Annotated in this window: 16 protein-coding genes; 5 read left to right on the top strand and 11 right to left on the bottom strand. The window is 75.5% G+C overall.

The window, feature by feature from the left end; translation table 11 throughout:
* Positions 1-63: 63 nt before the first annotated feature.
* Positions 64-630 carry a DJ-1/PfpI family protein gene (locus IE98_RS0116095; RefSeq protein WP_030269460.1) on the top strand — a complete coding sequence of 189 codons (567 nt, stop codon included), beginning with the start codon at positions 64-66 and terminating at the stop codon, positions 628-630.
* A gap of 100 nt (positions 631-730) precedes the next feature.
* Here IE98_RS0116095 and IE98_RS0116090 read toward each other — a convergent pair whose 3' ends face one another.
* Both IE98_RS0116090 and IE98_RS0116085 read right to left on the bottom strand, forming a co-directional pair.
* Positions 731-1672: a carbohydrate kinase family protein gene (locus IE98_RS0116090; protein WP_030269459.1), complete on the bottom strand. Its 942-nt coding sequence runs from the start codon at positions 1670-1672 to the stop codon at positions 731-733.
* A gap of 38 nt (positions 1673-1710) precedes the next feature.
* The gene (locus IE98_RS0116085; RefSeq protein WP_234443554.1) at positions 1711-2511 is read right to left on the bottom strand and encodes an alpha/beta hydrolase; all 801 of its coding nucleotides are present in this window, start codon (positions 2509-2511) and stop codon (positions 1711-1713) included.
* A gap of 76 nt (positions 2512-2587) precedes the next feature.
* On the opposite strand from IE98_RS0116085, the gene IE98_RS0116080 reads away from it, so the two are divergent.
* Positions 2588-3193 carry a TIGR03086 family metal-binding protein gene (locus IE98_RS0116080; RefSeq protein ID WP_030269454.1) on the top strand — a complete coding sequence of 202 codons (606 nt, stop codon included), beginning with the start codon at positions 2588-2590 and terminating at the stop codon, positions 3191-3193.
* 33 nt (positions 3194-3226) lie between these two features.
* Here IE98_RS0116080 and IE98_RS0116075 read toward each other — a convergent pair whose 3' ends face one another.
* Positions 3227-3616, bottom strand: a complete 390-nt coding sequence (locus IE98_RS0116075) for an SCO5389 family protein (protein ID WP_030269452.1) — start codon at positions 3614-3616, stop codon at positions 3227-3229.
* Positions 3617-3832: 216 nt separating this feature from the next.
* Between IE98_RS0116075 and IE98_RS0116070 the strand changes: the two genes are divergently transcribed.
* Complete coding sequence (locus tag IE98_RS0116070; RefSeq protein WP_030269450.1) at positions 3833-4099, top strand: DUF2630 family protein; 267 nt, start codon at positions 3833-3835, stop codon at positions 4097-4099.
* A 69-nt stretch (positions 4100-4168) separates the two neighbouring features.
* Here the strand turns inward: IE98_RS0116070 and IE98_RS0116065 are convergent, their stop codons facing one another.
* The 4 genes from IE98_RS0116065 to IE98_RS0116050 form a co-directional block, all read right to left on the bottom strand.
* Positions 4169-4708, bottom strand: a complete 540-nt coding sequence (locus IE98_RS0116065) for a ferritin-like domain-containing protein (RefSeq protein ID WP_030269448.1) — start codon at positions 4706-4708, stop codon at positions 4169-4171.
* A gap of 115 nt (positions 4709-4823) precedes the next feature.
* Positions 4824-5606 carry an SGNH/GDSL hydrolase family protein gene (locus IE98_RS0116060; RefSeq protein WP_030269446.1) on the bottom strand — a complete coding sequence of 261 codons (783 nt, stop codon included), beginning with the start codon at positions 5604-5606 and terminating at the stop codon, positions 4824-4826.
* Positions 5607-5729: 123 nt separating this feature from the next.
* The gene (locus tag IE98_RS0116055; protein WP_030269444.1) at positions 5730-6569 is read right to left on the bottom strand and encodes an alpha/beta fold hydrolase; all 840 of its coding nucleotides are present in this window, start codon (positions 6567-6569) and stop codon (positions 5730-5732) included.
* 150 nt (positions 6570-6719) lie between these two features.
* Positions 6720-7634: a DUF2797 domain-containing protein gene (locus IE98_RS0116050; protein WP_052390571.1), complete on the bottom strand. Its 915-nt coding sequence runs from the start codon at positions 7632-7634 to the stop codon at positions 6720-6722.
* Between the two features lie 159 nt (positions 7635-7793).
* On the opposite strand from IE98_RS0116050, the gene IE98_RS0116045 reads away from it, so the two are divergent.
* Positions 7794-8153 carry a UBP-type zinc finger domain-containing protein gene (locus tag IE98_RS0116045; RefSeq protein ID WP_030269440.1) on the top strand — a complete coding sequence of 120 codons (360 nt, stop codon included), beginning with the start codon at positions 7794-7796 and terminating at the stop codon, positions 8151-8153.
* Between the two features lie 42 nt (positions 8154-8195).
* On the opposite strand, the gene IE98_RS0116040 is transcribed toward IE98_RS0116045, so the two are convergent.
* Positions 8196-8843: a LysE family translocator gene (locus IE98_RS0116040; protein WP_030269438.1), complete on the bottom strand. Its 648-nt coding sequence runs from the start codon at positions 8841-8843 to the stop codon at positions 8196-8198.
* 11 nt (positions 8844-8854) lie between these two features.
* Positions 8855-9331 (bottom strand): MarR family winged helix-turn-helix transcriptional regulator, encoded by a 477-nt coding sequence (locus tag IE98_RS0116035; protein ID WP_030269435.1) that lies wholly within the window; start codon positions 9329-9331, stop codon positions 8855-8857.
* Between the two features lie 132 nt (positions 9332-9463).
* Here IE98_RS0116035 and IE98_RS0116030 point away from each other — a divergent pair, with 132 nt between their 5' ends.
* The gene (locus tag IE98_RS0116030) at positions 9464-10918 is read left to right on the top strand and encodes an MFS transporter (protein WP_030269433.1); all 1455 of its coding nucleotides are present in this window, start codon (positions 9464-9466) and stop codon (positions 10916-10918) included.
* Between the two features lie 96 nt (positions 10919-11014).
* Here IE98_RS0116030 and IE98_RS0116025 read toward each other — a convergent pair whose 3' ends face one another.
* Complete coding sequence (locus tag IE98_RS0116025) at positions 11015-12205, bottom strand: globin domain-containing protein (protein WP_030269432.1); 1191 nt, start codon at positions 12203-12205, stop codon at positions 11015-11017.
* Between the two features lie 81 nt (positions 12206-12286).
* A complete protein-coding gene (locus tag IE98_RS0116020) occupies positions 12287-12730 on the bottom strand; it encodes an RrF2 family transcriptional regulator (RefSeq protein WP_030269430.1) in 444 nt (147 codons plus the stop codon).

The raw sequence follows: 12730 nt of genomic DNA, 5'->3' as shown, positions 1-12730 counted from the left end.
TCAGGCGGCAGGGTGTGTCGGGGCTCACACGGGGTGGGCGGAGGAAGGACGGTACCGCCGGACATGGCAGCCAAGATCCTGATCGTCACCGGTGACGCGGCGGAGTCGCTGGAGGTGTTCTACCCCTACCAGCGGCTGCGCGAGGAGGGGTACGAGGTCCACATCGCCGCGCCCGCCAAGAAGACCCTGCAGTTCGTGGTGCACGACTTCGTGGACGGCTTCGACACCTACACCGAGAAGCCCGGCTACACCTGGCCCGCGGACGTCGCCGTCGCCGACGTCGACCCGGCCGACTACGTCGCGCTGGTGATCCCCGGCGGCCGCGCCCCCGAGTACCTGCGCAACAACGCCGACGTGCAGCGGATCGCCGCACACTTCTTCCAGGAGGACAAGCCGGTCGCGCAGATCTGCCACGGCCCGCTGATCACCCTGGTCGGCGGCACCCTCAACGGCCGCACCACCGCCGCCTACCCGGCGCTGGAGCCGGACGTCGCGGCGGGCGGCGCCGACTTCGTCGACGGCGAGGCCGTGGTCGACGGCGTCGTGGTCTCCGCCCGCGCCTGGCCCGACCACCCGGCCTGGATGCGCGCCTTCGTCGAGGTGCTGCGCGAGAAGGCACCGGTCGAGTAGCACCGGTCGAGCAGCACCGTCGGACCCGGCGAACCCGGGCGGCCCGCCGGCCGGGTGCCGGCGGGCCGCCGCCGCGTCGGACGCCCGCGGTCGCCGGCCGTCAGAGACGGTCCGCCCAGGGCGGGTTGGGGCCGGGCACCGCGCAGGTCAGCGCCGCCACCCCGGCCGCGAAGCGGCACGCCTCGGCCACCGCCGGCACCGTCAGACCGTCCAGCCGCCCGCCGAGCACGCCCTGCTCGTCCAGCCGGTGCAGCAGCCCGGCCGTGAACGCGTCCCCGGCGCCGACGGTGTCCACCACCTCCACCCGCCGGGCCGGCACCGCGATCCGCTCCCCGTTCAGCGAGGCCAGCGCGCCCTGCGCGCCGAGCGTCACCACCACCAGCGGCACACCGGCCGCGTGGAACCGGTCGCAGACCGCCTCCACCCCGGTCTCCGGGTACAGGTGCACGAGGTCGTCCGCGCTCAGCCGCAGGATGTCCGCCCGCTCGCACCAGCGCGGCAGCCGCGCCCGGTAGACCGCCGGATCGACCAGCAGCGGACGGACGTTGGGATCGATCGAGACCGTGGCGCCCGCCGCGGCCCGGGCCAGGTACGCCTCGATCGCGGCACCGCCCGGGTCCCGCACCAGCGCCAGCGAACCGGTGTGCACGCAGACCGGGCCCGCCGGCGCGGACCCCAACTCGGCCTCCGTCCACTGCCAGTCCGCCGTCCCCTCGGCGTGGAACGAGAAGCTCGCCCGGCCCTCCGCGTCCACCTCCGCGACCGCCAGCGTGCTCGGCTCCGCCGCCGCCACGCAGCCCGACAGGTCGACCCCGGAACCGGCCAGTTGCGCCCGGAACAGCCGCCCGAAGACGTCGTCCGCCAGCCGTGCCCGGAAGGCCACCGGGGTACCCAACCGGGCCAGTGCGACGGCCGTGTTGGCCGGCCCACCGCCCGGGTGCACCCGCAGCGCCAGCTCGCCCGGACCGCTCAGGGCGGCATCGGTGAAGGCGTCGGCGACGCACTCGCCGATCACGGTGACGCGGACCGGACTGCTGGACACGGCGGGACCTCCTGGGGCCGGCGGTGGTGAGGAGGCCATCATGCCGGGTGCCCGGCCCCGCCGAGCAGTGCGGCGACGAACCGCCGCCGCTGCGCCGGGTGTTCGCCGAACCACCGGCCGAGCTGGTGGACGGCGTCCGGCAGCTCCAGCCGGGTGTGGTCGGAGCGCGCCGCCAGCGCCCGTCCGACCGCCGCGGTCACCTCCGCCGGGATCACCTCGTCGTGGCCGGGCACCGCCAGCACCGAACGCCCGCCGAACGCCCGCAGCGCGGACAGCGCCGCCGAGTCCCGCCAGCCGCCGGGCCTGCGGATGATCCCGGTGAAGCCCGCGCCGAACGGAACCGGCCAGGCCTCCCGGGCGTACACCGCCGGAGCGCACAGCCCGACGGCCCGTACCCGCGGCCCGTACCGCGCCGTCAGGTCGGCGACCGTCTGCCCGCTCATGCTGAAGCCGACCAGCACCAGCTCCCCACCGCCCGCGTGCCGGTCGATCAGGGCGGACGCCTGCCGCAGCCGGCGTTCCAGCGACAGCTCCGCGAGCCGCCCGGAACTCGCGCCGTGCCCCGAGAAGTCCAGGGCCAGGGCGCGGCACCCCCGCGCGGCGAGGTCCCCGAGCAGCGGCAGCAGACGGCTGCTGTCGCTGTCGCCCGCGCCGTGCATCGCGACGGCGGTGGGCCCGGTCGGGGCGGCGGGCGCGAACGCGACGGCGGCGAGGCGCTCGCCGTCGGCGTCGAGCCGCAGTCGTTCGATCCGGCACCGGTCGATCCGGCACCGTTCGGGCTGCGGTCGTTCGGGCTGCGGTCGTCCGGGCCGGGGGGCTTCAGGAGGGAAGCGGTCCACGGACCGGGTGACGTCCGGGGCGGCCGGTCGGTTCCTCCGGGGTGCCGCGTCGTCCGATCGGGTGAAGGGTGGAGGCATGGCAGAGCAACCCGAAGCCGTGCTGAAGCTGTTCGCCGACGCGCAGGACACCTTCGGCCGGCACGTGCGCAGGGCCGCCGCCCACGACGCGTGGCAGGCACCGACGCCCTGCACCGACTGGACCGTCCGCGACCTGGTCGGCCACCTCACCTCCGAGCACCTGTGGGTGCCGCCGCTGCTCGACGGCCGCACGGTCGCGGAGGTCGGCGACCGGTTCGACGGCGACGTCCTCGGCGACGACCCGGTGGCGGCCTGGACGGCCGCCGCCGAGGCCTCCCGGGCCGCGTTCGACGCCTCCGGGGCACTCGGGCGCACCGTCGCGCTCTCGTACGGCGAGCGTCCCGCCGAGGGCTACTGCCGGGAGATGACGGTCGACGCGATCATCCACGCCTGGGACCTCGCCGTCGGGGTCGGCGCGGACCTCGCGATGGACCGGGAGGCCGCCGAGTTCGCGCTCGCCGAGCTCGCGGCGTACGGCGGCGACCTCTCCTCCTCCGGGGTGTTCGGCCCGGCCGTGCCGGTGCCCGCCGAAGCCGACGCGCAGACCCGGCTGCTCGGCCTCTCCGGCCGCGACCCGGCCGACCCGCTGCACGCGGGAGGCTGACCGGCCGCGGCCGGCGGCGACGGCGACCCGCGGTCAGCAGCTGCGCAGGCCGGGCACCTGGTTGAGCAGCTGCGCCCGGGCCGAGGTGAACCGGGCGTACGCCTCCGTCCGCTCGGCGCCGGGCCGGAAGACCGCGACCCGGTGGCAGTTCTGGAAGGCGATCCGCACGCCGAAGTGCCGCTCCAGGCTGCCGCGGATGGCGTCGCTGGCCATGGCGCGCAGCAGCTGGCCGCGCTCCTCGTCCGTCGGTGCGGTGGTGTTGTCGGCGAACTCGGCGGGGGAGTCCTGCAGTTCGCCGCTGAGCTGGGCGACCGTGCGGTAGGCGTAGGGCAGGGAGGTGCGGACGGTCTCGACGAACTCGGCCTCCTCCACCTCGCCGTGCTCGGCCTTCTCCAGCAGGGCGGCGGGGACGTTCAGGGACATGCGGGTGCTCCTCGGTCGGGGGACTGCGGGCGGGGGGAGGTGCCGGCTCCGGCGGCGTGCCGGGTCGGGCGCCGGATGATGAAAGTGAAAGTCATTTCCAGCAAGCGCCATCCTGATCAGCCCCTGACGTCCTGTCAAGCCGCGGCTCCGCCGAACGGGTGCCGGGTCGCGCCGCACACCGGCCGTTCCTAGGCTGGGGAACGAGGAGGTGTCCCGGTGGACGAGCACACGAGTGGCGGAACCGACCGGCGGATCCTGGACCGGATCGGTGAGATGGTCGCGGCCGAACGCGAGCTGCGGACGATGCTGACCGAAGGGCGGATCGACCCGGACAGCGAGCGGCAGCGGCTGCGCGAGCTGGAGGCGGAGCTCGACCAGTGCTGGGACCTGCTCCGGCAGCGTCGGGCACGGGCCGACGCCGGGGACGACCCCGATCTCGCCGCGGTGCGCAGCATCGAGGAGGTCGAGCGGTACGAGTCCTGAGCCCGGGGCGGCCCTCGGGGGTGATCTCCGGGTGCGGCCCGTGCGACCGGCGGACCCACCGCGGGAGGCTCAGCGGGTGCGGAGCAGGTCCTCCAGCGCCCCGGCGTTGCGCTGCACGTCGGAGGCCAGCGCCTGCAGCAGGTCGCGGCTGTCGGGGTCGCGGTCGCCGAACCAGCCGGCGATCTCGCGGTAGGTCGCGAGGACGATCCGCTCGGCCCGCAGGTTGCGTTCGAGGGTGGCGGTGAGCGCCGCGTCGGCCGGCACCGAGTAGTCGGTGTGGGCGCGCTGCGCGAGGGTGTCCGGGTCGAAGTTGGGGCGCCCGCCGAGCGCGGTGATCCGCTCGGCCACCGCGACGGCGTGCCGCATGCCCTGCTCGGCCTGCGCGGTCAGCAGGGCGGCCGCCCGGGCGGCCCCGGGGCCGCCGCCGGCGGCGGCCAGGGCGTCCCGGGTGTAGCGGAGCCAGCCGACCACCTCGGTGGCGATCACGTCGTTGAGCACGCTGACGGCCCGCTCCTCGTCGAGGTGCGGCGCGGCGCCGGGCTCGGTGGCCATCGTGCGCAGCGCCTCGCGGCTGATGCGGGTCACGTCGACGGCGAAGCTGTCGGCCATGGCGGTGCCTCCTGTGCGCGGGCGGTCCCGTCACGACCGACGGTATGCCGGACCCGGGCGGAGGGAAACCGGGGCCGGCGCCCCCGGGCGGGGGCGCCGGCCGGATCCCGGGTGCTCAGAGCGGCAGCAGCTCGGGGCGCTTGGCCTCGACGTGGTCGCCCGAGGACTCGCCGCGCAGGCGTCGGCCGACCCACGGGATCAGGTACGCCCGGGCCCAGGCCAGGTTCTCGCGGCGCTGCTCGGCCGGGGTGGGCTCGGGGCGGTCCGGCCAGGGCGCCTCCGGGTCCTGCTCGGTCGGCAGACCGAGCGAGCGGGCGGCCAGCAGGGCGACCCGCTGGTGGCCCTCGGGCGAGAGGTGCAGCCGGTCGTCGCTCCAGGCCCGGCGGTCGTGCACCGAGCGCAGCGACCACAGGTCGGCGACCGCGCAGCCGTTGCGGTCGGCGATCGCCCGCATGTGGCCGTTGTACGTGGCGATCTTGCCACGCAGGTGGCGCAGCACCGGCACGGTGCGGGTGTCGAAGCCGGTGCAGACCAGCACCGTCCCGGCGCTCTCGCGGAGCTGCAGGACGGCCGACTCGAACCGCTCGGCGACCTCGTCCGGGTCGCTGCCCGGGCGCAGGATGTCGTTGCCGCCCGCGCAGAAGGTCACCAGGTCCGGGGCGATCCGCCGGACCTCGGGCACCTGCTCGGCGGTGATCTGGTCGAGCAGGCGGCCGCGGACGGCGAGGTTGGCGTACCGGAAGTCGCCGTCCGGGCGGCGGTCGGCGAGCATCCCGGCGAGGCGGTCGGCCCAGCCGGCGAAGCGGCCGTCGGGGCCGGGGTCGTTCAGGCCCTCGGTGAAGCTGTCGCCGAGGGCGACGTAGGAAGTGGGGTCAAAGGTCTCCAGTGGATCAGGCATGGTGCAGATGTTTCACCCTCTGAAGTGACCTACGCCACCGTAGGTGGCCCGTCGCAGAGCGTGATCTCTGCCACCCCCGGCGGCCGGGCGTGCCACCGGCCGCCGAACGGGCAGGTGGGAGGCTCAGGCCGCGGTCGCGCAGGTGTCGAGGATCACTCGGCCGACCAGCGCCGGGTCGTCGCTCATCGGCACGTGCCCGCAGCCGGGCAGCCGTACCAGGCGGGCGCCGGGGATCTCGCGCAGCGCCCGGAGGCCCTGGCGGCGGACCAGCAGGCGGTCCCGGCTGCCCCAGGCGATGGTGACCGGCACGTCGGGCACGTCCCCGGTGAAGCGGACCCGACGGCCCGCGGCCAGTGTCGGTGCGAAGCCGGCCGCCTCCCGCAGCGCCCTGGTCTCGCCGATCGCGCCCTCGGGCGAACGGCGGCCCGGCCGGGCGTAGATGCTGCTGACCAGCAGGGCGCGGCCGGCGGTGGACCGGGCCAGCCGCTCGACGGCGGGCTGCGGGAGCGTCCGGGCGCCGAGGCGCATCCCGGCGAGCACGGCGAAGGCGTAGCGGCGCTCCGGTTCCGTCCAGAAGCCGGCGGGGGAGAGGGCGGTGACCGAGCGGGCCAGCCCGGCGCGGCCGAGGCCGAGGGCGAGCAGGCCGCCGAGCGAGTTCCCGGCCACGTGCGGACGCTCGATCCCGAGCGCGGCGCAGAAGGCGCCGATGGTCGGCACGGCCGCCTCCAGTCCGTACGGGACGCCCTCCGGGAGGGCCGGCGAGGTGCCGAAGCCCGGCAGGTCCACGGCGACCACCTCGTGCCGCGTGGACAGCGCCGGCAGCACCGGGCCCCAGGCCTGCCAGTGGTGGCCGATGCCGTGCAGCAGCAGGAGCGGACTGCCGGAGCCCTCACGGTGGTAGCGCACCGTGGCCGTGCGCGGGCCGTACGGGGAGGGCAGGGCGAAGGTGACCTCGGCGGGCATGCGGGCGCTCCTCTGTTGGACGGAATGTCAGCAAGAATTACCGACCGGTAGCAAGCCCCGCAAGGGATCCGACGGATCCGGCGCCCGGATGCGTCGGGCGGGCGCCGCCGTTCCGAGCGCCGCCGCGCCGGCGCCGCCCTTCCGGGCCCGTCAGAACAGCGCCGGCTGGGCGTCCGGGGCGGGCGGGCGCCGGTGCGCGCGCACGCCCAGCCCGGTGCACGGACCGGACGGCGCAGGGGACAGCCCCCAGCCGGTCAGCCGCCGCGCGTCCAGCAGCAGCGGCTCGCCGCCGTCCGGCTGCTCCAGGAACAACTGCCGCCCGATCGGCGCCCGCAGCGTGCCGCCCACCGTGGCGCCGTCCGTCACCGCCACCACCTCGCGGTAGGCCCGCGGGGGCCCGTCCGCCAGTCCGAACAGCCCGACCTGGTCCACCACCTCGCCCGCCGGGAACAGCTCCACCGGGTGCCCCGCGAGCAGCCCGACCACCGCCGCCCGCAGGTCGGCCACCCGGGCCGCGCGCTCCGCCGGGCCGGGCAGGTGCCACCACTGGTCCGCCTTCGTCCGCACCCCGAACCGCTCGCGGGCCAGCCCGGCCCCCGACACCGTCAGTTCCGCCCGGCGCACCGCCGGCAGCGGACCGCGGGCCACCACGGTGAACACCGGGGCCCCCTGCTCCTGCAACCGGGCCCGGCCGCGCTGCTCGGCCGTCAGCCCGACCTTGGCCAGGTCGCCGCCGAACCAGGCCAGGTACAGCAGGTACGTCCGGCCGTCGTCGAGGATCCGGTCCCGTGCGAGCGCCAGCCCCCGGTCGACCGCCTGGCACGGCGGGCACAGCACCGCGCCGCCGTCCGGATCGATCTCCGCCCGGTGCGGGCACGGCCGCTGCTCCGTCTCGCCGGCCAGCCACGGACCCGAGCAGTACCGCGGGCCGTGCAGCCGCCAGCTCACCGCCGTCCCCGCCGCGACCACCCGCTCGTGGTGCCGGCCGCCGCGCACCGCGCCGAGCACCGGCTGACCGTCCCGCCAGTGCAGCCCGGTACAGCGCCACCCCGCCTGCCCGTCCACTCCGTGCCCTCCTCGTCTCCGCCCGCCCCATCCCACCAGACGCCACTGACAGCAGGCCGGGAGGTCCCGGGTGCCCCGACGGCGACCCCGCTGCGGGGGCCGGTGGGCGGGCGTACGGTCTAAGGCGCGGGGGAGGACGATGCGAAGGAGGGCTGCGGCATGGCGGAGCAGCGGATTCCCGGGATCGATCCGGCGGCGGTGCCGAGCGGCGCGGGCTGTGCCGAGTGCCTCGCCGGGCAGGACGCCGGCTGGTGGCTGCACCTGCGGCGGTGCGCCGAGTGCGGGCACATCGGGTGCTGCGACTCCTCGCCGTCCCAGCACGCGACCCGGCACGCCAGGGAGAGCGGGCACCCGTTCATCACCAGCTTCGAACCGGGCGAGGACTGGTTCTGGAACACCGAGACCGGCGAGTACTACACCGGTCCGGCGCTGGCTCCGCCGCTCTCCCGGCCGGCGGAGCAGCCCTCGCCCGGCCCCTCCGAGAAGGTGCCCGCGGACTGGCAGAGCCGGCTGCACTGAGGCGCCGGGCCCTGCGGGGTGCCGGGTCCCGGGGGCGCGGGGTCAGTCGCCGAGGGCGAGCCGCAGGCCGAAGAGGGCGACCACGCCGCCGGTGATCCGGTCCAGGACGCGCTTGGCGGTCGGGCCGGCGAGCCAGCGGCGGACGACCCGGGCGAAGCCCACCAGCACGGCGGACCAGAGCGTGCCGAGCGCGATGTGCTCGCAGGTGAGCAGGGTGCCGAAGGCCAGGTGCGGGGCGCCCGGCGGGATGAACTGCGGCAGCAGCGCCATGTAGAAGACGCCGACCTTGGGGTTCAGCAGGTTGGTGAGCGCGCCGCGCCGCCAGCCGGCGCCGAAGCCGTCGCGCTCGCCGGTGTCCGCCGGGTCCGCCGCCCCGGCCGGGTCGCCCGCGGGCTCGCGCCGCCAGGAGTCGCGGATCATGCGCCCGCCCATCCACAGCAGGTAGGCCGCGCCGGCCCAGCGCAGCAGCTCGTACGCGAGGTGGGAGGCGGTCAGCACCGCGGTGGCGCCGGCGGAGGCGAGCACGCCCCAGGCGAGGGTGCCGGTCTGGATGCCGAGGACGACGCCCCAGGCGCGGCGTCGGCGGCCGAGGACGGCGGTGCGCAGGATGAGGGCGGTGTCGAGGCCGGGGGTGAGCGTCAGCAGGCCGACCAGCAGGGCGAAGGACCAGAGGGCGGTGGCGTTGTCCATGCCCGGTGAGCCTATCGGTCGGCCGTTCCGGGGTCGCCGGGGCGGGGCCAGCTGCGCCCCTCCTTGCCCTCGATGCTGCGGTTGAGCCGGGTGAGCAGCCGGGCGAGGTCGGCGACCGCGTCCTGCGGCCAGTCCTCCAGGACGGAGGCCAGGCCGTTGAGCGACCACGCGCGGTCGTGGTGCAGCCGCCGCAGGCCCTCCTCGGTGATGCGCAGTTTGCGGGCGATGCCGCCGGACGGGTCGGCGATGCGCTCGACCAGGTTCTGACGGAGCATCGCGGCGGTCTGCCGGTTGACCGTGGAGGTGTCCAGGTTGAAGGCCTCTGCGAGTTGACCGATGGTCATCGGCCCCTCCGCCTCGATCCGGCTGAGCAGGGTGTACGCGCTGCGCTCCAGGCGGCCGCCGGGATCGGCGCGGAGCGAGCCCATCGCCTGGTGGCGCCCGATCAGCATGAGTTCGCGTTCGAGGTCGCCGAGCTCCTCGTGCACAACGTCCTCCTCGTCGCTCCGCCGCCGGTGATCGTCGGGTTCCAGTCAATCCTATGTGCATCATGCAGCCTATGTGCATAATGCATATCGTGTGTACGATGCATATCGCATCCCCGTGACTTGGAGTCCCCCGTGAGCACACCCCCCGCCGCGCGCGCCGGAGGCGGCGCCGTCATCGGCGTCCTCGCCGGCGCCGGCATCGCCGTCTCGCTGATGAACACGCTCGTCGTCCCGCTCATCCCCGACCTGCCGGAACTACTGGGCACCACGCCCGCGAACGCCTCCTGGGCGATCACCGCCACCCTGCTCGCCGGCGCCGTGGCCACCCCCGTGCTCGGCCGGCTCGGCGACATGTACGGCAAGCGCCGCGTCCTGCTCGCGAGCCTCGTCCTGATGGTGATCGGGTCGCTCGTCCCGGCGCTGGCCGGCGGCCTCGTCCCGATGGTCGTCGGCCGCGCCCTGCAGGGCTGCGCCGCCGCCGTCATCCCGCTCGGCATCAGCATCATGCGCGACGAACTGCCGCCGCAGCGGATGGGCTCGGCGATGGCCCTGGTCAGCTCCTCGCTCGGGATCGGCGGCGCGCTCGGCCTGCCACTGGCCGCCGTCGTCGCCCAGCACGCCGACTGGCACGTGCTGTTCTGGGCCTCCGCCGCGATCGGCGCAGCGGTGATCGCCCTCGTCGCGGCCTTCGTGCCGGAGTCCCCGGTGCGCTCCGGCGGCCGTTTCGACCTGGTCGGCGCCCTCGGCCTCTCCGCCGGACTGCTCAGCCTGCTGCTCGCCGTCTCCAAGGGCGGCGACTGGGGCTGGGCGAGCGGCACCACCCTCGGCCTGTTCGGCACCGCCGCCGCCGTGCTGCTGCTGTGGGGCGTCTGGGAGCTGCGCACCGGCAGCCCGCTGGTCGACCTGCGCACCACCGCCCGCCGCCAGGTGCTGATGACCAACCTCGCCTCGGTGGTGGTCGGCTTCGCGATGTACGCGATGTCGCTGATCGTCCCGCAGCTGCTGCAGCTGCCCGAGGCCACGGGCTACGGTCTCGGCCGCTCGATGGTGGTCGCGGGTCTGTGCATGGCCCCGTCCGGTCTGGTGATGATGGCCGTCTCGCCGTTCTCCGCCCGGATCTCGGCGGCCCGCGGCCCCAAGGTCTCGCTGCTGATCGGCTCGCTGGTCATCGCGGCCGGCTACGCGCTCTCGCTCGGGCTGACCCACCACGTCTGGGGCATGGTGCTCTTCTCCTGCGTGATCGGCGCCGGTGTGGCCTTCGCCTACGCCGCGATGCCCGCGCTGATCATGTCGGCCGTGCCCGCCTCGGAGACCGCCGCCGCCAACGGCCTCAACAGCCTGATGCGGTCGATCGGCACCTCCACCTCCGCCGCGGTGGTCGGCGTGGTGCTCTCGCACATGACGGTGAGGATGGGGTCGGTCGAGCTGCCCTCCGAGAACGGCTTCCGGACGGGTCTGGCGATCGGCCTGGGCACTGCCGTCCTCGCCGCCCTCGTCACCCTCGCCGTGCCCGGCCGGCCCGAGCCGGCGGCGCCGGCCGCGCCGGCCCCGGACGCGCAGCAGGACGCGGTCGCCGCGCAGTCCTGAGGACGACCGGCCGCGGGCCGGTGCGCCGCGGGCCGGCTCCCCCTGCTGGAGGGGTGGCCGGCCCGCGGGCGTGAGGAGCCGTGGGGTGAGGAGGGGTCAGGCCTCCGCGCCCAGCCACAGATCGGGGCCGAAGACCTCGTAGTGGATGTCGGCGGGGCGGACGCCCGCCGCGATCAGCTGTCCGCGGACGGAGCGCAGGAAGGGCAGCGGGCCGCACAGGTAGGCGGTGGTGCCGGCCGGGACCTCCACGCCGGCGAGGTCCACCAGGCCGGTGCGCTCGGCGGGCCACGCGCCGGCCGGCTGCTCGTAGAAGACGTGCGCCTCGGCGTCGGCGAGCTTGGCGGTGAGCTGCTGCAGGTCGGCGCGGAAGGCGTGGGCGAGCTGGTCGCGGTCGCCGTGCACGGAGATGACGCGCCGGGTGCTGGCGGTGGCCGCCAGGTGCGAGAGCATCCCGATCATCGGGGTGCAGCCGATGCCTGCGGAGGCCAGCAGCACCGGGCCGTCGCCCTCGGCCAGCGTCACGTCGCCGAACGGCGGGCTCAGCAGCAGGGTCGCGCCCGCCGCGACGTGCGCGTGCAGGTGGTTGGAGACCTCGCCGTCCGGGGTGCCGGCCACCCGCTTCACCGAGAACTGCAGGGCGCCGTCCGGCTGCCCGGAGAGGCTGTACTGGCGGATCTGGTGGGCGCCGTCCGGCAGTTCGACCTGCACCGAGACGAACTGGCCCGGGGTGGTGGCCGGCAGCGGGCCGCCGTCGGCCGGCCGCACCAGGAAGGTCGCCACGTCGTCGGTCTCCAGCAGCCGCGCGACCACGGTGTACGGGCGCCACAGCGACTCCGGGCCGGTGCCCGCCCCGGTGTACAGGCCCTTCTCCAGCGCGATCAGCGCGTTCGCCATCAGCCAGTACACCTCGTCCCAGGCCGCCGCGACCTCCGGGGTCACCGCCTCGCCGAGCACCTCGACGATCGCCGCGAACAGGTGCTCGTGGACCACGGGGTACTGCTCCGGCGCGACGCCCAGCGAGGCGTGCTTGTGGGCGATCCGGGCGAGCATCGCGTCCGGCCGCTGGTCGGGGTGGGCGACCAAGGCGGTGGCGAAGGCCGCGATCGAACCGGCCAGCGCCTGCCGCTGGGTGCCGTTGGCCTGGTTGCCGCGGTTGAACAGGTCGCGCAGCAGCTCCGGGTGGGCCTCGAACAGTCGCTCGTAGAAGCGTGCGGTGATGTCGCCGACGGCTGCGCCGACGACCGGCAGGGTGGCTTCGACGACCGGGGCGTTCTGCGGGGACAGCATGGACGGCTCCTTCAGCAGTGAATTGGTATTTGATCTTCGTATTTTGCGGGACGGGAAAGGGCGGGTGCCCGGTGGGGCGGATCAGTCCGGCGGGCGGACGGAGAGGCCCAGCAGGACCGGGCCGGTCGGGGACGCGACCAGGTCCTCGACCGTGAGCGGGTCGAGCACCGCGAAGAAGGCCTCCTGGGCCCGGCGGAGCGCTCCGCGCAGTCGGCAGGACGACCGGAGCGGACACGGCGGGTCGTCCTCGCAGCCCACCACGTCGCCGATGCCCTCCAGTTCGCGCAGCAGGGCGCCGAGCGAACCGGTGCGGCCGGCCGGGGTGAGCGCCAGACCGCCGCTGCGGCCCCGGCGCGCCTCCACCACGCCGAGGTGCTGGAGCCTGCTCACCACCTTGGCCGCGTGGGTGTAGGGAACCTCCATCGCCGCCGCGACCTCGCGGGTGGTCGGGTTGGACGCCTCGTCCAGCACGGCCAGCCGCATGGCGATGCGGAGTGCGATGTCGGTGCCCTTGGTCAGCCTCAC

Origin of the sequence: Streptomyces sp. NRRL B-24484, from assembly GCF_000717715.1 — a bacterium.
In the GTDB taxonomy this organism is placed as follows: domain Bacteria; phylum Actinomycetota; class Actinomycetes; order Streptomycetales; family Streptomycetaceae; genus Kitasatospora.
This window is presented reverse-complemented; position numbering and strand designations above follow the sequence as displayed.

What these genes read in the sequence shown, in the direction of transcription:
- IE98_RS0116095 (WP_030269460.1), top strand. Translation starts at nt 64, where the DNA reads ATGGCAGCCAAGATCCTGATCGTCACCGGTGACGCGGCGGAGTCGCTG.
- IE98_RS0116080 (WP_030269454.1), top strand. Translation starts at nt 2,588, where the DNA reads ATGGCAGAGCAACCCGAAGCCGTGCTGAAGCTGTTCGCCGACGCGCAG.
- IE98_RS0116075 (WP_030269452.1), bottom strand. Translation starts at nt 3,616, where the DNA reads ATGTCCCTGAACGTCCCCGCCGCCCTGCTGGAGAAGGCCGAGCACGGC.
- IE98_RS0116065 (WP_030269448.1), bottom strand. Translation starts at nt 4,708, where the DNA reads ATGGCCGACAGCTTCGCCGTCGACGTGACCCGCATCAGCCGCGAGGCG.
- IE98_RS0116060 (WP_030269446.1), bottom strand. Translation starts at nt 5,606, where the DNA reads ATGCCTGATCCACTGGAGACCTTTGACCCCACTTCCTACGTCGCCCTC.
- IE98_RS0116055 (WP_030269444.1), bottom strand. Translation starts at nt 6,569, where the DNA reads ATGCCCGCCGAGGTCACCTTCGCCCTGCCCTCCCCGTACGGCCCGCGC.
- IE98_RS0116045 (WP_030269440.1), top strand. Translation starts at nt 7,794, where the DNA reads ATGGCGGAGCAGCGGATTCCCGGGATCGATCCGGCGGCGGTGCCGAGC.
- IE98_RS0116040 (WP_030269438.1), bottom strand. Translation starts at nt 8,843, where the DNA reads ATGGACAACGCCACCGCCCTCTGGTCCTTCGCCCTGCTGGTCGGCCTG.
- IE98_RS0116025 (WP_030269432.1), bottom strand. Translation starts at nt 12,205, where the DNA reads ATGCTGTCCCCGCAGAACGCCCCGGTCGTCGAAGCCACCCTGCCGGTC.